This window comes from Rufibacter immobilis (genome assembly GCF_003721565.1).
Lineage (GTDB): Bacteria > Bacteroidota > Bacteroidia > Cytophagales > Hymenobacteraceae > Nibribacter > Nibribacter immobilis.
In genome coordinates, this window is record NZ_RJJE01000002.1 from 545,595 (window position 1) to 564,810 (window position 19,216).

General features: G+C 53.2%; 14 protein-coding genes. 6 read left to right on the top strand and 8 right to left on the bottom strand.

The window, feature by feature from the left end; translation table 11 throughout:
- Window positions 1–51: 51 nt before the first annotated feature.
- From EFA69_RS04805 to EFA69_RS04815, 3 genes are all read left to right on the top strand, one after another.
- The gene (locus EFA69_RS04805; protein WP_148041266.1) at window positions 52–5,016 is read left to right on the top strand and encodes a hypothetical protein; all 4,965 of its coding nucleotides are present in this window, start codon (window positions 52–54) and stop codon (window positions 5,014–5,016) included.
- Between the two features lie 213 nt (window positions 5,017–5,229).
- On the top strand, window positions 5,230–5,871 hold the full coding sequence (plsY, locus tag EFA69_RS04810; protein WP_123131939.1) for a glycerol-3-phosphate 1-O-acyltransferase PlsY: 642 nt from the start codon (window positions 5,230–5,232) through the stop codon (window positions 5,869–5,871).
- A 154-nt stretch (window positions 5,872–6,025) separates the two neighbouring features.
- Entirely contained in the window at window positions 6,026–7,396 is a 1,371-nt protein-coding gene (locus EFA69_RS04815) for a dipeptidase (protein ID WP_123131940.1), read from the top strand.
- A gap of 98 nt (window positions 7,397–7,494) precedes the next feature.
- Here the strand turns inward: EFA69_RS04815 and EFA69_RS04820 are convergent, their stop codons facing one another.
- From EFA69_RS04820 to EFA69_RS04855, 8 genes are all read right to left on the bottom strand, one after another.
- The gene (locus tag EFA69_RS04820) at window positions 7,495–8,145 is read right to left on the bottom strand and encodes a porin family protein (protein ID WP_123131941.1); all 651 of its coding nucleotides are present in this window, start codon (window positions 8,143–8,145) and stop codon (window positions 7,495–7,497) included.
- 197 nt (window positions 8,146–8,342) lie between these two features.
- On the bottom strand, window positions 8,343–9,005 hold the full coding sequence (locus EFA69_RS04825; protein ID WP_123131942.1) for a porin family protein: 663 nt from the start codon (window positions 9,003–9,005) through the stop codon (window positions 8,343–8,345).
- Window positions 9,006–9,426: 421 nt separating this feature from the next.
- A complete protein-coding gene (locus EFA69_RS04830) occupies window positions 9,427–10,965 on the bottom strand; it encodes a YifB family Mg chelatase-like AAA ATPase (protein ID WP_123131943.1) in 1,539 nt (512 codons plus the stop codon).
- A 153-nt stretch (window positions 10,966–11,118) separates the two neighbouring features.
- On the bottom strand, window positions 11,119–11,778 hold the full coding sequence (locus EFA69_RS04835; RefSeq protein ID WP_148041267.1) for a hypothetical protein: 660 nt from the start codon (window positions 11,776–11,778) through the stop codon (window positions 11,119–11,121).
- Window positions 11,779–11,843: 65 nt separating this feature from the next.
- On the bottom strand, window positions 11,844–12,428 hold the full coding sequence (gene lpcA / locus EFA69_RS04840; protein ID WP_123131945.1) for a D-sedoheptulose 7-phosphate isomerase: 585 nt from the start codon (window positions 12,426–12,428) through the stop codon (window positions 11,844–11,846).
- 3 nt (window positions 12,429–12,431) lie between these two features.
- Window positions 12,432–12,926 (bottom strand): hypothetical protein, encoded by a 495-nt coding sequence (locus EFA69_RS04845; RefSeq protein WP_123131946.1) that lies wholly within the window; start codon window positions 12,924–12,926, stop codon window positions 12,432–12,434.
- A gap of 159 nt (window positions 12,927–13,085) precedes the next feature.
- Window positions 13,086–14,915 (bottom strand): ABC transporter ATP-binding protein, encoded by a 1,830-nt coding sequence (locus tag EFA69_RS04850; protein WP_123131947.1) that lies wholly within the window; start codon window positions 14,913–14,915, stop codon window positions 13,086–13,088.
- A gap of 169 nt (window positions 14,916–15,084) precedes the next feature.
- Window positions 15,085–16,785: a hypothetical protein gene (locus tag EFA69_RS04855; RefSeq protein ID WP_123131948.1), complete on the bottom strand. Its 1,701-nt coding sequence runs from the start codon at window positions 16,783–16,785 to the stop codon at window positions 15,085–15,087.
- A 222-nt stretch (window positions 16,786–17,007) separates the two neighbouring features.
- Between EFA69_RS04855 and EFA69_RS04860 the strand changes: the two genes are divergently transcribed.
- The 3 genes from EFA69_RS04860 (at window position 17,008) to EFA69_RS04870 (ending at window position 19,203) form a co-directional block, all read left to right on the top strand.
- The gene (locus tag EFA69_RS04860) at window positions 17,008–17,970 is read left to right on the top strand and encodes a GNAT family N-acetyltransferase (protein WP_123131949.1); all 963 of its coding nucleotides are present in this window, start codon (window positions 17,008–17,010) and stop codon (window positions 17,968–17,970) included.
- Window positions 17,925–18,578: a uracil phosphoribosyltransferase gene (upp, locus tag EFA69_RS04865; RefSeq protein ID WP_123131950.1), complete on the top strand. Its 654-nt coding sequence runs from the start codon at window positions 17,925–17,927 to the stop codon at window positions 18,576–18,578. The genes EFA69_RS04860 and upp overlap by 46 nt, the downstream gene beginning before the upstream one ends.
- A gap of 271 nt (window positions 18,579–18,849) precedes the next feature.
- On the top strand, window positions 18,850–19,203 hold the full coding sequence (locus EFA69_RS04870) for a hypothetical protein (protein WP_245964497.1): 354 nt from the start codon (window positions 18,850–18,852) through the stop codon (window positions 19,201–19,203).
- The last annotated feature ends 13 nt before the right edge of the window (window positions 19,204–19,216 follow it).

Sequence of the window (19,216 nt, forward strand, 5' to 3'; positions counted from 1 at the left end):
CACGCTTACCTTCTTCTTATGAAGCACTTTTTTCTCTTTTTACTTTTTCTTTTGAGCAGCTTGCTCGGGTACAGCCAGGTCTACAAACTGTCAGCAGATGACCAGGGGCAGTTCCTGTTGGATGTGCGCGCCATGATGGCCGGTACTAAAAACGAAGCCGCGGTGCTGGTTGCCTCCAACATGGAGAGCGCCTGGAGCAGTGGCAAGCTCAGCGAGAAGCAGAAGGCCAAGGTTATGGACCTGTCTCAGCAAATGCTGAAGAAAAAACTCAAAGCCCGTCCGCATTTTGAGAATTTCTGGGGTACAGTGGCCAATAGCGTAAACCTGCACCAGTACACTGGCGCCAATCTGGATCAACTGCTGACCGTGGTAGAGCAAACGCTGCAAAAGCAGGATGTAAAAGTGTATGAGCGCTTTTTGGGAAATACCCAGCAGTTTTTGCTTTCCAAGAACCTGTATAAGGGACCAAACAACCAGTTGCAGGCGGTAGGCGGCACTTTCGCGTTTGAATACAAGGAAGGAACGCCAGAACCGGCGGCCAATGCGGCTTGGGGCAACGAGCCCGCTCCCGCCAAAACTCCGGCTAAAACGGCAACTGCTGCTCCCAAGCCCGCTGCTCCGGCTCCTAAAAAAGAAGTAAAGCAAGAAGAGGAAGATCCTTGGGCTGCCTGGGAAACACCCAAGAAAGTGAAAAAGCCTGCCCCGGCTAAAACGGCTAAAACCGGAACTAAGGCTGGCGCAGCTACCAAAAAAGAGACATCCGCTCCGGCCAAACCGGAACCCGAGTCAGTGGAGGAGGAGCAGTACTTTGCCGCCCCCCTGCCCGTACTGGCCGGTCCAGTGATTGTGCTGGAGAAAGTAGACCTGTTGTTCACTTCCGCATTTGATTCCGTTACCATCAAGGAGGCGAAAGGGGAGGTATCGCTCACCAATGGGAAGTACGTGGGGCAGGGCGGAAAATTGGTTTGGAACCGCATGGGCGGAGACGCCACCGCAGAGTTCAAAGGTCTTACGTTTGACGTAGATAAACCCACCTTCAAAGTGGAAGACGTGACCCTGACTTACCCGGCCGTGCTGGAAAACAGTATTAGAGGGAATTTAGAGTACAAGCTTACTAGACCTAAAGCCAACGGAGATAACGGCTTTCCCAGATTTATCTCGCATACTAACAACGCCAAAATCAAGTACTTTGGGTCAGATATCAAGTATATAGGCGGTTTCTCGCTGGCGGGCGGTACTCTTATGAGTGCAGCGTTGAATGGAAGCCCTTCCACCATTTGGGTAACCGAGGGCGGTGAACGGAAATTTAGAGCCACCTCCCGTAACTACACCATCAGTGACAGTGTCTTAACGGCACCGGTGGCCGGCATTGCCATCTTCCAGGGGCAGGATTCCATCACCCATCCTGGCGTGAAATTCAAGTACAACAAAAATGAGAAGCGCTTGGTGTTGGTGAACCCAGACGGGCTGTACAAACAAACACCGTACTACCATTCTTACCACCAGATGGAGCTTACCACAGACATGGCCGTGTGGGATTTGCAAAAGCCAGCCATTGATTTCGCCATTCTAACCGCCAAGAACCAGGTGCCGGTGCAGGTGAACTCAAAGGAGTATTTCACAGAAACCAGGTTTCAGCAGATCAAGACCATCTCCAACTTCCATCCGCTGTTTGCCACCGTGGGGTACGGGTTGAAGAGAGGCACACAGAATTTCTACCTTTCGGAAATGTCTGAGGACATCAAGATAAAGCCAGAGGTGCTGCACAATGCTTTGACTACGCTAGCCCAGGGCAATTATCTGGATTACGAGCCTACTACGGGAGCCGTGCACCTACGGGAGAAAGCCTACCATTACGCAGATGCCGCCCGTGACAAGAAAGACTATGATTACATTCACCTGAATGCGCTTTCGCCGGCCGGACAAAATGCTACCTTAGACCTGACCACCGGTGATCTGATTCTGCGCGGAGTAAAAAGCTTTGCCTTCCATACAGACTCTTCCGTGATCGCAGAACCAGACAGCCAGATGGTACGCATCCAGAAGAACCGTAACATCTTGTTCAACGGAAAAGTGAAGTCGTCTAACTTCACCTTTAAAGGGCAGGAGTTCCTGTTTGACTACGACGGCTTCTTCATTGACCTGGCTAAGATTGACTCCACGCTCCTCACCACCAAAACCAAAGACAAAGACGGCAAAGAGAAAGACATGCCGTTTACGTTGGTAAACCGGGGCGGCCAGGGCAAAGCCAAATTGTACCTGAACCGGCCCGACAATAAATCTGGCCGCAAGAAGTATCCCGGTTATCCTTCTTTGGATGCTATTTCCGGGGCTACCGTATATTTCAACAAGCCTGAGATCTTAGGTGGGGTATATGATACCAGCGTGTACTTCAGCATTCCGCCTTTCAAGATTGACAGCCTGGCCAGTACCAAAGGCAACGTGATCGGGTTTAAGGGGACTTTCAACTCCGGGGGCATTTTTCCACCGTTTGAGACAAGGTTAGCCATTCAGCCAGACGGAGCGTTGGGCTTTGAATATGCGGTGCCTAAGAACGGGTTTGCCGTGTACGGCGGAAAAGGACGCTTCACAGATACCCTCACCCTGAACACCAAAGGCCTCAGAGGAAAAGGGACCCTCAGCTACCAGACGGCTTCTATGTACTCACCGGGTTTCGTGTTTTTTGTAGACTCGGCCACCACAGAAGTAGGGAAGAAGGGAAGTTTCAAAGCCGGAACGGTGGCGCAAGGGTCTTATCCCAGCGGATCGTTCAAATCCTTCACCATGAATTGGCAGCCCTACAAAGACACCCTTGAGATTGAAACGGTAGGGCGTGAGCTCATGAGCATCTTCAACGACCGGTTTACCTACAAAGGCATGCTGGGCTTCACGCCGTCTTCCTTATATGGCAGTGGGGTGGCAGAGAATAGTGAGGTAGCACTCAAATCCCCGTCGTTTGTGTTCAAGAAGGGACTCATCCATGGGAACAACGCCTCTATGGAAGTCGCCTCCGCTGATAAAAAACGGCCAGCCCTCTCCACTTATGATATCTTCCTGGATTTCTACATGGATGAAGGCTACGCCAAATACGCCTCAGAAAAGAAAGGAGCTGCCGCCACTACCTTCCCGCTGGCGCAATATAAATCCTCCCTGTCGGCGGGTAAGTGGGACTTCAAGGCGAAGAAGCTGACCCTTTCCAGTGGCAACGAAGACGGTACAGAGGCCTACTTCTACTCCATGAAATCAGGTGATGACTCACTGGCCTTTAAGGCGAAGGGGGCTACGTATGATTTTAAAACCCATACGCTGGTTGCGTCTGGCGTGCCGTACATACCTGTGGGCGACAGCTATATTTTACCGGACAGCAACAAAGTACAGTTGCTGAAAGATGCAGAGCTGAGAACCTTCCAGAACGCTAGCCTGGCCATGGACTCAGTGCAGAAGTATCACCAGATGGTTAAAGGCGAGGTGCACATAGACAACCGCTTCGGTATCACCGGGAACGCCATCTACACCTTCGCTAATGCCACCGGAGATGCCTACAAGATCAAGTTCGACAAGTTTGCCTGGCAGAAAGCGGAGGCTGGTCGTAAAGAAGAGCGTCAAGGAACGGGGCCCGCTTCTTTCTTCCTGGCAGAGGGAGCCGTGAAAGAAACCGATACCCTGTTCATCATTCCTAAGGTGCGGTACCACGGCAATGTGGCGCTGGTGTCTAACAAGAAGACGTTCAACTTTGACGGCTACGCCAAATTGCTCTTCAGCGGCAGTGAAAGCGCCGATTGGTTCCCGTACAAGCGCGATGGCGTAGATCCTGAGAATGTGCGTCTGGAAATCAACAACCCAACGCTGGCAGACGGCACTCCGCTTAAAACCGGTTTGTACATCAACGCCACCTCGGGCAAGATTTACCCCACGTTTGTGTCTAAAAAACAGTTTGAAGACGATCTGGATGTGTTTGAGGCCAATGGTCTGCTTTCCTTCAACAAAGAAGAAAAGAAATACAAACTGGGCAGCGAAGCCCGGGCCTACGGCAAGTCTTATGAGGGAAATGTGCTCCAGTACAACGATGAGACCAAAGAAGCCAAGTACGAAGGCCAATTTAACCTGCTTAAGTCTGTGAAGGGCTTCAATATGCAAACCGTGGGAAGCGGGGTGGGCCGTACAGACAGCAGCCGGTATGAACTGAACACTTTCATGGCCTTTGACTTTGATGCGCCGTCGCAGGCCATTGAGCGCATGGGGCAGCACGTAGCCAAAAACGTAGCCGGCCTGCCGGAAGGAATCAACCTGAGCGACTCTACCCTCAAGTACAAACTGGCCCCTTTCATTGGCGACAAAGGCGTGGAAGACTTTACCGCCGCCACGGCCGCTGGGTACGTGCCTTTCTCCAAAATCTCGCCTAAGCTAATCCACACGCTGGTGCTCAACCAGGTGCAGCTCAAGTGGTCGCCTAAGGAGAATGCCTGGTACAGCGTGGGGCCGGTAAGTATTGCCGGCATAGACAAGACTGATGTAAACGCTAAAATCACGGGTCACATAGAAATTAAGCGCGGTGCTTCTAGTGATGTGCTCTCTATGTACCTGGAAGTAAACCCGTACGTGTGGTACTACTTCAATTTCTATGAAGGCGGGTTGGGCGTTGCTTCTTCAGATCCGCAGTTCAACGGGGCAGTGGCTTCTAAATCAAAAGGTAGGGGCGCGGGCGAGTACAGCTTCTATCCTATTGAAGACATAGACAAGATGGAGTTCGTGAACTACTTCCGGAAGACTTACCTGGGCAAAGAACCCATCAAAGCGGCGGCGCAGCCGGTGTACAACACCTTTGACACCGCCCCAGAGGAAGAAGACACCGGCAAGAAGAGCAAGAAGAAGAAAAAAGAAGAAACAGTAGATGCCGTTCCGTCTGGGTTTGAAACTCCTGTGAACAACGAAGAGGAATCTGGCGGTAAAAAGAAAAAAGAAAAGAAAAAGAAAGGCGAAACCACAGAACCAGACATTGTGCCGGTAGGCAACTAGGCTGCTGTTCTGCGAGTTGACCGTTTTTCCTGCACCTCCCGTTTAGGGGCCGTTTTTTCAAAAACAGCCCTTAAACGGGAGGTGTCTTTTTTGTAGCCGATGGCTGAATTGGGCTTTGGCAGGGGCTTTTCCTATATTTGAAGAAATATATTTATAAAGGTTTTTGTGCTGTTTCCGTAAGAGGGAGAATACCAAAAACATTACCGCAAGCGCATGGAAGTGGTCATTATTGGTGGAATCATTTTGTTGGCCTATCTCATTGGGTCTGTGCCTACCGCTGTGTGGGTAGGTAAGAAATACTATGGCATTGATGTACGCCAGCACGGCAGCGGCAATGCCGGGGCTACCAACACCTTTAGGGTGCTGGGCAAAAAGGCCGGCTCCATTGTGATGGCCGTAGATATTTTCAAGGGCTGGGCGGCTACCTCGTTGGCGGTGCTGCTCCTGCATTGGGGCGTCATTGCACCAGACCAGCTCATCATGTACAAACTCATTCTGGGGGTGATGGCCGTAGTAGGGCATATCTTTCCGGTGTACGTGGGGTTTAAAGGCGGCAAAGGGGTGGCTACGCTCATGGGCATGGTGTTGGCCGTGCATTTGCAGGTGGCTTTGCTTTGCCTGGGCGTGTTTCTGGTGGTGCTGCTGCTAACCAAATATGTCTCGTTGAGTTCTATGCTGGCGGCCATCGCGTTCCCGTTGTTCCTGCTGCTGCCCGTGTTCAGGCCAGAGCCCCTGCTGTTGGGGTTTGGCGTGCTCATTGCCGTAATGGTGGTGCTCACGCACAAGAAGAACATTAACCGCCTGCTGCAGGGCGTGGAAAGCAAAGCCAACATCAATCCCTTCAAGAGTAAATAAAGCATTTGCGTTTAGGGGCTCTTTTTCCAAAAACAGGCGCTAAACGCCATTTGTACATGAGCCCCCTGTGCCCGCAAATTTGATCCCGAAGCGCCGTTCCCGTAAGAGAATGGCGCTTTTTGTTTAACTTCACCCGCACCATCAATCGGAAATTATGAAAGCCTATATTGAAGAGAACAAAGACCGGTTCCTGCAGGAGTTGCTGGAATTGCTACGCATTCCTTCCGTGAGCGCAGACCCTTCCTTCAAAGGAGACGTGATGCGGGCGGCAGAATACCTGAAGGAAAAACTGGCCGAGGCTGGCGCCGATAATGCCCAGCTGTTCCAGACCGCCGGGAATCCTATTGTGTACGCCGAGAAAGTGATAGATCCTACCCTGCCCACGGTGCTGGTCTATGGCCACTATGACGTGCAGCCCGCCGACCCTTATGAGCTCTGGAACTCGCCTCCGTTTGAGCCCGTGATCAAGGACGAAAAAATCTACGCCCGCGGTGCCTGCGATGACAAAGGCCAGACCTATATGCACGTAAAAGCCTTTGAGACCATGATGCAGCAGCAGAACCTGCCCTGCAACGTGAAGTTCATGATTGAGGGCGAAGAAGAAGTGGGCTCTGTGAACCTGGCCACCTTCGTGAAAGAAAACAAAGAAAAACTGGCCGCCGACATCATTGTGATCTCAGATACCGGTATGCTGGCCAATGACGTGCCTTCCGTGACTACCGGTCTGCGCGGCCTCAGCTACCATGAGGTGGAAGTGACCGGCCCTAACCGCGACCTGCACTCGGGGTTGTACGGTGGGGCGGTGGCAAACCCTATCAACGTGCTGTGCAAGATGATCGCGTCATTGCATGACGAAAATAACCACATCACCATTCCCGGTTTCTATGACAACGTGGAGGAACTGAGCCAGGAAGAACGCGCCGAGATGGCTCGTGCGCCCTTCAGCCTGGAGGCCTACAAACAAGCCCTTGATCTTTCTGATGTCTACGGCGAGGCCGGTTACAGCACCATGGAGCGCAATTCCATTAGACCTACCCTGGATGTGAACGGCATCTGGGGCGGCTATACCGGAGAGGGAGCCAAAACCGTGATCGCTTCCAAGGCGTTTGCCAAAATCTCCATGCGTTTGGTGCCGCACCAGAGCTCAGAGGAAATCAGCGCGCTGTTCCAGAGGCATTTTGAGTCTATCGCGCCAGCGGGCGTGAAAGTGACCGTGAAACCGCACCACGGCGGCGAGCCGGTGGTGACGCCTACCAATTCGGCGGGCTACCAGGCAGCGGCCCGGGCCATGGAAGACACCTTTGGCAAAAAGCCGGTGCCGGTGCGCAGCGGGGGCAGTATTCCTATTGTGGCCATGTTCAAGTCTGAGCTGGGCATAGACACGGTACTCATGGGCTTCGGGTTGGATTCTGACGCCATCCATTCGCCTAACGAGCATTTTGGGGTATTCAACTTCATGAAAGGCATTGAGACCATTCCGTTGTTCTACCAGCATTTTGCCGCTTTGCATACCCAGCAAGCCTAAAGGCGTTTAGCGGCTCTTTTTCCTAAAACTGGCCTAAAACAGCAAAGCCCGCTACGGTAGCGGGCTTTGCTGTTTATAAAGTTACGTCACGTGCTGAACTATCTGCTGAGCGGGAAACCCAAAGACAGTTGGAATACAGAGTGGCGGGCATCTTTGAAATCGCCGCGGGCGGGAGAGTCATCGCTGAGGTCTGTGAACGCGCCGTTGTAGCGCAAGCCCAAACTGATACCGCTTTGGGTGGCAAAACCCAGTCCGGCGGCGTAACCCACCTCAAAATCTGAGTAGCCAGATTTGCTTTTCTCTTCTGTGCCGCGGTCTTCCAGTTTGTTGTTTACGTAATATTTGGTCTTGTCATTGACGTTGAGCAGGTAAGACACCTGCGGACCCGCTTCAAAGAACAGGCTTCCGGCCTTGATCCGGGCCAGCACCGGCACATCAATGTAGTTGAAGTTGGCGGTGCCTTCATACCGTTCCGTCACGCCCAGCAGATTAGTTTTCTCCACGTCATCATACTTATACCCTTTGTTGGAGTAAAGAATCTCCGGCTGAATAGAGAAGAAATCACCCACAATGGGCGCATTGAAATACACCCCGGCGTTAAAACCGATTTTGTTGTTGAACCTGGATTCGTCTTTCAGGTCACCCGAAAGGTTTGAGTAATTCAGGCCGCCTTTAATCCCGAAGGTAGTCTGGGCCTGTGCGGCATAGGAAGCCACTACTGCCACAAGTAAAACGAAGATCTTTTTCATGTTTTTAGGTTTAAGAGTTTAGTTCCATTTTATGTCAGGAATTAATCAAACACTGTGCCTAAACTGAAAAGAACCTCTGCCGGGACTTGTAAAGAGGATTTGTGGAATGGTAATGTGTTGTGAATGAGGAATAAAAAACCGGCCGAACCTTTGAAAAAGATTCAGCCGGTGAAGAAATGGGTTCGTTTCCCAGAGGATTATCTGCTCGGGATCAAGAAGCCCAGGGTAAGCTGGAAAGCGGAGTGACGCGCGTTGGTCAGTTCATCGTTATCATCTTTGGCAAGGCTGTTGATGCTGCCGTTGTAACGTAAGTTCAGGCTGAGCCCGTTCTGTGTCTGGTAGCCTAAGCCGGCAATATAGCCAATCTCAAACTCAGAGAGATCGTCTTTTTCTATCTTTCTCTCAGTGGTGGATCTGTTGTCTCCCAAGAAGGTTTCGCTTTTATCTTTGATCCCTAAAAGATAAGAGGCCTGCGGACCCGCTTCAAAAAATAAACCACCTGCGTTGACTCTTAACGCGATAGGCAAATCAAGGTAATTGAAGTTTACATTGCCTTCGCTTCTGTAGTTGATCGCATTTGCGCCAGATCCTATGGTGTACTGCTCATCTTTGTACTGATAGCCGCGCTGAGAGTAGAGAAGTTCCGGCTGTATGGAGAGGAACCCGTCGCTGGTTAGGTTGAAGTTGGCGGTTAAACCACCCACAAACCCAAATTTGTTTTCATAGATGTCTTCATTGTCCAGATCACCGGAAATGTTGGAATAGTTGGCCCCGGCTTTGATACCGATACGTGGACCATTTTGGGCTTGTGCAACGCCAAACGTAAGCGCAGCTGCTACAAATAATACAAGCTTTTTCATAGTTTTACTTAAATGGAAAATGAGAAAGTTGTGAGACGATCTCGGGTAAAAACACTCTTTATACGCCGTAAAATAAAAATGTTGGGTTTGGCCTCATAAAGTTTTTGTTACTGCTGCATGAACCGGTGGCTTGAAAAAAGATAATTAACGCAATAGCTGCTGATGGTCACAGAGTTGTTTGGACTGTGCTTTCTGCCTTAGGAGTACACGCTTGCTTATACATAACGCAGTCAATGATGCTGCGTTAGTTGATTTCTTAATCATTTACCGGCTTCATAAAGCCTTGTATAATCTCTAGACACGGTTCCTGCTGTTTACCCCTATGGGCAAGCGCAAATAAAAAACCGTGTTGCCTCCCTCAAGCAGCGGGAAGCAACACGGTTTTGGTCTGATTTGGGAAAAACGGCCCCTAAACGGAAAATTAGCCGGCCCAGCCTTCGCGGTCCAGGCTGCGGTACTGGATGGCCTCCGCCAGATGCTCAATCTTGATTTCCTCAGAACCGGCTAAATCGGCGATGGTGCGGCTTACCTTCAAGATGCGGTCATACGCTCGCGCCGATAGCCCCAGTTTCTCCATGGCCGCTTTCAGGAGCAGGCGGCCCGCCTCATTGATCCGGCAGAGGTCTTTCACCATCTGGGGCGGCATCATGGCATTGGAGTGGATGTCTGGGAACTCTTTAAACCGATCTGCCTGCCACTGGCGCGCGCGCTCTACCCGTTCCCTAATATTGGCGCTGGTTTCGGTTTTGCGGGTCTCGGTCATCTGGTCAAAGGAAACCGGCGTCACTTCCACGTGCAGGTCTATGCGGTCCAGTAATGGTCCGCTCACTTTGTTTAGGTAACGCTGCACCACGCCGGGGCCACAGACGCAGTCCTTGTTAGGATCGTTGTAAAATCCACAGGGGCAGGGGTTCATGCTGGCCACCAGCATAAAGTTGGCCGGGAAATCTATGGTAAGACGCGCGCGGGAAATAGTGACCCGCCGTTCCTCCAGGGGCTGGCGCATCACCTCCAACACGGTGCGTTTGAATTCGGGCAGCTCATCCAGGAACAGCACGCCGTTGTGCGACAGGGAAATTTCCCCGGGCTGCGGATTGCCCCCACCGCCCACCAGCGCCACGTCTGAAATAGTGTGGTGCGGTGCCCTGAACGGCCGTTGCGCCATAAGCGAACTCTGTACGCCCAATTTGCCCGCCACCGAGTGGATTTTGGTGGTTTCCAGCGCCTCATGCAACGTGAGCGGCGGCAGAATGGAGGGCAGGCGTTTGGCCAACATGGTCTTACCGGCGCCGGGCGGTCCTATCATAATCACGTTATGCCCACCGGCGGCGGCAATCTCCAGGGCCCGCTTAATGTTCTCCTGGCCCTGTACATCGGCAAAGTCGGCGGTGTATTGGTGAACCGAGGTTTGGAAGATGTCGCGGGTGTCTATTTTAAGCGGCGGAATGGCTAGAGCACCGCTCAGAAAATCAATGGCTTCTTTGAGGTTAGAAACACCAATCACGTCAAGATTATTCACAATGGCGGCTTCCTGTGCGTTCTGCCGGGGCAGGATAATTCCTTTGAAGCCTTCTTTGCGGGCCTGTATGGCAATGGGCAGCACGCCTTTGATGGGCCGGAGTTCGCCGTCCAGCGCCAGTTCGCCCATGATGAGGTAACGGTCCAGTTGGTCGGTGAGGAGTTGGTCTGAGGCGGCCAGAATCCCGATGGCAATGGGCAGATCATACGCTGAGCCCTCTTTCCGGACATCGGCGGGCGCCATGTTAATGACCACTTTCTGGCGCGGCATGCGGTAGCCGTGGTGTTTCAAGGCGCTCTCAATGCGCTGCTCACTTTCTTTGATGGCGTTGTCTGGCAAGCCCACCAAATAGTACTTAGTGCCGGGGGTAACGTTTACTTCAATGGTGATGGTAAAGGCATTCACGCCCTGTACCGCGCTCCCATAGGTTTTTACAAGCATAGAAGAAGCTGATGCAATATTGGATTTTTCTTGAGAGCCCCAACAGCGGACACCGCAAAAAGATTCCGTGCTCGGTAGTGGTACTCTATGGTAACGGAGGCGATTTGCGTTTAGCGGCTCTTTTTGGAAAAACAGCCGCTAAACGCACTTGAATTACTGAGGCGTAAGCCGCTGCAGGTTGGGGTAAATGGGCAGATAAGTGTCCGCAATGCTCTGTCCTTTGGGGTGGATGGCAATGCCCACACAGGTGCTGTCTGGTCCGCTAATCTCAAAGGAAATACCTTCTGCCGGAGAATCATAAAGATAAATCTGAGGGGCATTGCCGGGCTTATAGGAAGCCACTGCCTGCACCCCCGGGAAACTCTTCCTGATCTCTGCCAAAGTACTGCCCACCCGTACCTGTTTTTCAGCAACCATAAAACTCGGGGAGGTAATGCGTACCTGTTGCACCCGCACCACTTCCTCAGCGGTACCCGTGTTTTCCCGCACCGTGTACACGTCTACCCGGTGGCGCTCTTGGCCGGTGCCTTTGCTGTACCAGGTGGAGATGGATTTGCCCATGGCGGCGTCACTTTCATCGGGGTCGCCCAGGGCGGCGTGTACTTTTTCCGGAGAATCTCCCAAGTTCACCTGACCAATGTGCTGACCTGGCTCAATCTGGAAAGCGGTGTCTACGGGGGAAGAGTTGGCTACCGCAGAAGTGTCCTGGGTATTTCCTGTTCCCGGAGACGCGGCAGTTTCTGGTTTCTGGGCAGCATCCTGGCAGGAGGCCAGGCTTAGGCCAGCTAGCAAAAGGAATAGCAGAGGGCGCATAGACATGGAGTTTTAGAGGTAGGTGTACTTCCCGCCCCAACTTTGGGTTTCAGGGGCGGCGTAGTTTAAGCCATCTGTTTCTCCAGCAGCAGAATCAGGATATGGATCACCTTGATGTGGATTTCCTGAATTCTATCGGCGTAGCCGAAGTGCGGAACCCTGATTTCCACGTCGCTGAGGGAAGCCAACTGGCCGCCGTCTTTGCCGGTAAGGGTCACCACGTGTACGCCTTGTTCTTTGGCCACCTGAGCGGCTTTGAGCACGTTGCCCGAGTTGCCGCTGGTGCTGATGCCTAACAGAACATCGCCGGGTTTGGCCAGGGCCTGCACGTAGCGCGAGAAGATGTGCTCATAGCCGTAGTCATTGGAGACGCAGCTCATGTGGCTGGGGTCTGAGATGGAGATAGCGGCCATGGGGGCGCGGTCATCGCGGTAGCGGCCGGTGAGTTCCTCGGCGAAGTGCATGGCGTCACACATAGAGCCGCCGTTGCCGCACGAAAGGATTTTGCCCCCGTTTTTCAGGCTGGTGGTCATGAGCTGCGCCGCGGCCTCAATGGCGGCAACGGTGGTGGGCTGGGCCAGAAAATTATGGAGTACCTGTTGGGCTTCTTGCAGTTCCTGCAGAATAAGGGCAGAAGGCGACGGATTCATGCGTTAAAAACTAGGCCGGTGGTCTGCCGGCGGCAGGTTGGGATTTTCTTCTGGGTTAAGCGTGGGCGGCATGGGGGCGGGCGTAATGATCAATTCAGCTTCTTCCTCCGCAGGGTTTACCCCAGGTCTGGTGGGCGGGGTAGTAACTACGGGTTTGGCCGGAGCAGGCTGCGGAGTGAGCGGGGCTGCGGTGGCTCTTAGCTGTTGGTCATAGTGTTTCGCCTTCAGTTCTGTGTGTTTTACTTTTAAATCACTGAGCTGTTGGCGCTCCCGGCCAAGGCTTCGCTTAAGGGAGGCAATATACGCGTTTTCCAGCAAGAGTTCTGCCAGTAAGAGCACGGCTCCTATCCAAAGCAGCCGGTTGTAGAACTGGGCAGCATGGGCTAAGTCAAACAAAGCCACAAACTTAGGCACGCTCAAGATGCGCAGCAGAAACAGGAAGGCAATGAGCAGATAAATCATGACCAAAATATTGACGGCTTTCTTTAAAGTTTCCATAGGCGTAGCGGTAGAACTGGTGGCTGTTCTTTTTTTGTACGCAGGCCTGCCGTAAAAAGCTGTGTCTGGTAATGGCAGTAAAGCAGAAAAGCCGTTTAGGGGCTGTTTTTGGAAAAACGGGCCCTAAACGGCTTTTCTGCTTTTGGCGAAAATTACTCGCTACGCGTGCTGCATCTGCGTGAGTTTGAAGTACAGCCCGCCCTGCTGCACCAACTGGGCGTGGTTGCCGCGCTCTACAATTCTTCCGGCCTGCAAGACAATGATCTCATCTGCGTGCTGAATGGTGCTGAGGCGGTGGGCAATCACCAGGGAGGTACGGTTTTTCATGAGGTTAGTGAGCGCTTCCTGCACCAGCTTCTCAGATTCGGTGTCCAGGGCCGAGGTGGCTTCGTCCATGATTAAGATGGGCGGGTTCTTGAGAATGGCGCGGGCAATGCTCAGGCGCTGGCGCTGACCTCCGGAGAGTTTGCTACCCCGGTCCCCAATCACGGTCTGGTACCCGTCTGGACTCTGCATGATGAACTCGTGCGCATTCGCGATTTTGGCGGCGGCCATCACCTCGGCCTCCGTGGCATCGGTTTTATTGAAGGCGATGTTGTTGAAGATGGTGTCATTGAACAGAATGGATTCCTGGGTCACAATGCCCATCTGCTCCCTGATGGAGTGCAGGGAACAGTCGCGCAGGTCCTGGCCATCAATGGAGATAGTGCCTTCGGAGGGGTCATAGAAACGGGGCAGTAAGTCTGCCAGCGTGGATTTCCCGCCGCCCGATGGGCCTACCAGCGCAATGGTCTTGCCTTTGGGAATACGCAGGTTGATATCCTGTAGAATAGGCTCAGCCCCGTACCGGAAGCCCACGTTCTTGAATTCAATTTCCTGCGTGAAAGAAGGCAGCACTTTGGCATCTGCCTTGTCTCTAATCTGCGGTTGGGTGTCAATGAGGGCCAGCACCCGTTCCCCAGACACCAAGCCGCGCTGAATGTTGCTGAACGCGTTGGAGATGGCTTTTACCGGAACCAGTACCTGGGAGAAAAGCGCCAGATAGGCAATCAAATCCTCGCCGCCCAGGTCAGATTCGCCGCGCAGCACCAGAGAACCGCCGTAGAACAGGATTCCCGCCACCGCCGAAACCCCCATAAACTCAGAGAACGGCGAGGCCAGGCTGCGTTTGTTGTTCATAGACGTGATGATGCGGGCGTAGAGGCTGTTGCTATGCTCAAATTTATTCAGCACGTACGGCTGCGCGTTAAAGCCTTTGACCACCCGCAGTCCACTCAAGGTTTCGTCAATAATGCCCAGAATAGAACCCAGCGCATCCTGGCCCTGGGTAGACTGGCGCTTCAGTTTCTTGGAGATGCTGGAAATGATAAGACCCGAGACCGGCAGCACCAGCAAGCTGAAAAACGTGAGCTGCGGCGATATATAAAACAGCACCACAAAATAGCCAATGAGCAGGAACGGCTCCCGGAACAGCACGTTCAGCGTGCTCACCACCGAGTTTTCCACTTCCTGCACGTCATTGGTGAGGGTAGACATGATATGGCCTTTGCGCTGGTTAGAGAAAAAGCCCAGCTGTAGCTGCGTGAGGCGTTCAAATACTTGCATTCTCAGGTTTTTCACCACCCGGGCCCGCACCACGCCCTCAATTCGGAGACCGATGTACCGGAACACGTTGGCAAGCAACACAGAGCACACCAGCATAAGACAGATGAAGCGCAGCGCACCTATGCTGCCCTCGGCCTGCACAATCTGGCCCACGTGGTAGTAGAAAAACTGGGTAGCCCAGGAAAGGTTCAGCTGGAACTCCGGGGCCGTGGTAGGAATATTCTCCATGCTCTGCGCCTGCCCAAACAACACCTTGAGCAAAGGAGCCAGCAACCCGAAGTTCAGCACCCCGAAAACCGTGGCCAGCAGCGTGGCAATGGCATACCACGGAACGTACTGGCTGAACGGCTGCGCAAATTTTAAAATGCGGAAATAAGTCTTCATTGCCGCAAAGGTACGGCTTTGCTTTCTAAATCAGTACACAAAGGAGTTTTGCCGTTTTGGGCTTAATTTCTGAAAAACAGCCCCTAAACAGCAAGGCTTCCCGCTGCGGTAGAAGGAAGCCTTGCTGTGTGAGAAAATAAATTAGCGCAAGCTGACGCTCGGGCAAGGGCTAGAACTCATGGGTCCGTTGCGGGATGTTCCAGCGGAAAGAGACGGCGGTGAAGGAAGAGCGCTGGTCAAAGCGGCTGTCATCGGCGGCGGCGCGGCGCACCACCTGGGTCACGTCCAGAAACATGTTGTACATCAGCTGGAAAGACGCGGTGGCCTCGCCGTACACCTGGTCTGTGGTAATGCCTTGCCCAATGGTCTGGCCGTAGTTGCCGTCACGCACGGTTGCGGGCTGTTCAGGGTCGCCGGAGCGGGTGGTGTAGGGTTTGAGCACGTTGCCGCCGTAGTTGCTGGCCGGGTTACCCGGTTCAGGGTCTTGGCCGTAGCGCGAGACAATGGCTTTGCCCGTGAGCGTGAGCTTGGGCAGGGGCTGGTACCGCACAATGGCCACCGCCTCCGCAAAGTTCGCGCCCAGGGGGTGAGCCAGCGGCTGCAGGTAGTGTTGGTAGTTTTTGGCCGGGTCTTCGTGCTGGTAGGTATAGGGGCGGGCCAGGTTGATCTCGCCCTGCAGATCCAGGTTGGAAACGCCAAACGCATCTATGTATTTGGCGCCGCCCTGTAGCCCGAATTTGTTGCCCCACCAGCCGTTGCCCGCCCGTAGTTCACTGATCAGGAATTCGTCCAGCACTACCTGCCCATAGAGCTGCACCCGCTTGCGGATGTCCCATTTGAAATCGGCGCCCAGCAGGGCATTGTCTTCAGAGCCCAGGCCCTGTTCAATGCTGCGGTAGAAAATGATGGGGTTGAGGTACTGGAGCTCGAACCGACCGTGGTCGCGCCCGAAGATCACTGATTCAAACACCCCCACGTTCAGGTTAGGCAAGAGGTTGATGCTGAGGTGGTGCAGCGTCATGTATTTCTTGTCATAGAGTTGATCTGCGCGCTGAAAGCTTTGGGTGAGTTCGGCGTAGAGGTTGGTGTACTGCAGTTTCCAGACCTGGGTCTGCAACTTCAGGAAGAAGTACGGCGCCGAGTAATCTGACAGAATCATGGACCTAAAGCCGTTGCCAATGAAGTTACGGTCATGCCCCAGCATCACGCTGATGTGTTTGGTGGCGGCGTAATTCACGTATCCGCGGGCCGAGAAGAAGTCATAGCCCTCAGAACTGAAATCTTTCCAGTAGGCTTCGTGCGGCACAATGTTGTCGCGTTCAATGCGGTGGTTCACGTAGCCCGGCAGCTTGGCCTGGTTATCGGCGAGGAAGGTGTAGAAGCCCAGTTTGCCGTCAATGGTTCCTTCTACCTGCACCCCGCGGGAGTTGATGTAGCGCAGGCCATCGGTTTCATTGTCTTTTCCGGCCTGCAAGCCCAGCACCGGGTTTACCCGCAGCGTGAACTCGGGGCTTTCATAGTGGTAGAGATCGGTTTTGTTCGTGTAGAAATGCCGCAGCACGGGGCGCGGGTTCTCATTGTCGCGGGAGAAGCGGGTGTGGTTCCAGTTGTCGTTGAGCAGGTAATTCACGTTGTACTCATCTGGGCGTGTGCCCGAGACGGCATCCTGACGGGCTGCCTCGCCCAGTTCCGCTACTTTGGCCCGGCCGTAGGGTTTGAAGGACGTGTGCAGATTTTCTGTGGGGTATTTGATGTGGTAACGGTCTATGAGGCGGTACACATCCTGGTTAAGAGGCACGGTGGCATCCTGGGCCATGACAGGCCCTGCCAGAAACAGGAGGCCCATCAGCAGACGGTAGTTGTTTTTCATAAAGAGAAAAGTAGGCGCTAAAGATAGCGGAAATTTGTCCGTGTACTCCTGGCGGGGGCAACAGGTTGCCCGGAAAGAGCTGCGTGGCACTGTGGCAGGAGAAATATTTCTGAACCTTGCGTTTAGGGGCTGTTTTTGGAAAAACAGCCCCTAAACGCAAAAGGCACCTTATAACAAAGATACCCTGACCAAACTCCCTGAAAATAGTATCTTGCCTGCCAGATGATTCAGTTGCTGCGCCACCATGAAATTGACCCGCTACGCTGGGAGGCCTGCCTGCAGAAGGCCCATGAGCCGCTGGTGTATGTGCATGCCTGGTATCTGGAAACTGTCTGCGCCGGGAACTGGGAGGCGCTGGTGGAGAAACAGGACGAGGAGTACGTTTCTGTGTTCCCGCTGCCGGTGCGCACGCTGCTGGGGCAGAAGAAAGTGTACCAGCCGTTGTTCGCGCAGCAGCTGGGTTTGGTAGTGACCCCGGCCAGCCAGCACCGTACGGTAGAAGAATATTTGGCGCTGTTGCCGCCGCTGTTCAGTCAGGTGCAGTACCAGTTGCCGTGGCCTAACTTCGTTCCGGCTGCGTTGCCCCAAAGCTGGCAGGGACGCCTTCGGCCTAATTATGAACTCCCTTTATTCAGTACGTATGCAGCGCTTCGGCAGCAATACTCTACCAACCTGCGCCGGAACCTCCAGAAAGCGCAGAAGGCACAATTGGTCATAGAGCCCGCTGCTTCCATTTCTGCCCTGCTTGCCTTGTTCCGGCAGACCAAAGGGCTGGAGTTACCCGATCTGAAACCGCGGCATTACGCAATATTGGAAAAGCTTTACCGGCGGGCTAAAGAGGAAAAAGTTGGCGAAATATGGGAAGTGCGGGTGCAGCAAGAGGTGGTAGCGGCGGCTTTTGTGCTGCGTACGGCGCACCGCGTTACTTTTTTATTTGGGGCCAGTTCTGCCCTGGGCCGGCAGGTAGGCGCCATGGCGTTTCTGTTAGACAGCCTCGTGCAGCAGGAAGCCATGACCGGCAAGACCTTTGATTTTGAAGGGAGCGAAGTGTCCGGGGTGGCCAAATTTTACGCCGGTTTTGGAGCGCTGCCCGTCTCCTATGTATCTTTAGGGGTTAAATCTAAACCTTCTGCGTTGCAATGGATCCCAAACGTCTTCATATCATTAGCCAAACGCCTTCGTTAGCCAATCATTTCATCTCTGAGCTGCGCGATGTAACCGTACAGAAAGACAGCCTGCGGTTCCGGCGTAACCTGGAGCGGCTGGGCGAGGTGATGGCCCTCAAGATCTCTGAAACGCTGGCGTATCAGGAGCAGACCATTCAGACGCCTTTAACGGAGACCCGGCAAACCTTGCTGGTGGAGTTCCCGGTGCTGGCTACGGTGCTTCGGGCAGGTTTGCCGTTCCATCAGGGCTTCCTCAATTACTTTGACCAGTCTACCTGTGCCTTTGTGGGAGCCTACAGGGCAGAAGGCGACCGTCAGTTGTCTGTGCACCTGGATTACATGGCCACGCCCCATCTGGAAGACAAAATCCTGATTCTGGTAGACCCCATGCTGGCCACCGGTAAATCTCTGGTGCTTACTTACCAAGACATGCTGCGCTACGGTACTCCTAAGAGAATCATCATTGCTGCCATCATTGCCAGTCCAGAGGGAGTGGCCCACGTGCAGGAGAGCATCCCGGAGGCCGATTTATGGCTAGGTGCACTGGATGAGTGCCTGAACGAGCTCGCGTATATTGTGCCCGGATTAGGCGATGCCGGTGATTTGGCTTTCGGGGCTAAAAAATAAAAAAAATACAAAAAGTAGTTTCTATTGAACTAATAGAGCTGCGTTGGTGTGCGTTAACTACTATAAGTATATATTTGATAGAGTGGGCCTTGTTTCTCTGTAAGGGAGAAGGATACCTTCTGAGTTAGTTGATGTAGTTCTTTTTCTTCTCTGGTTAAGCAGTATGTTACCCGCGGTTATTAAATATATTTCTGTTTATCTTCTGAGTGCTGTCAAGTTCTTTGGCGGACCCCTGGCGGGAGTGAGTATGGGGCTTTCTTTCGGGGCAACCATGGCCCTGACCGTAGCCGGAATGATGACCAGCGTTTTTCTGTTTTCCTTGATTGGCACGGCGGTGCATAACCGCTATGTGGAGCGGCAACGGGCCAAAAACAAACCCATGTTCAGCAAAAAGAACCGCCGCATTGTCTCGGTCTGGAAGCGGTTTGGCATGTCTGGCATTGCGTTTCTCACGCCCATTCTGCTGAGCCCGGTGGTGGGTACGGTACTGGCCACTGTCTTGGGAGTGTCTAAAAGCCGCATCATGCTGCACATGCTCTGGAGCGCCGTTTTCTGGGGCTTCGCTCTTACTTTCACATTGTTTAAACTAAGCCATCTGCCTTTCCTGCATTTTCTGGTGCGGTAACGGTGGTTTGCTT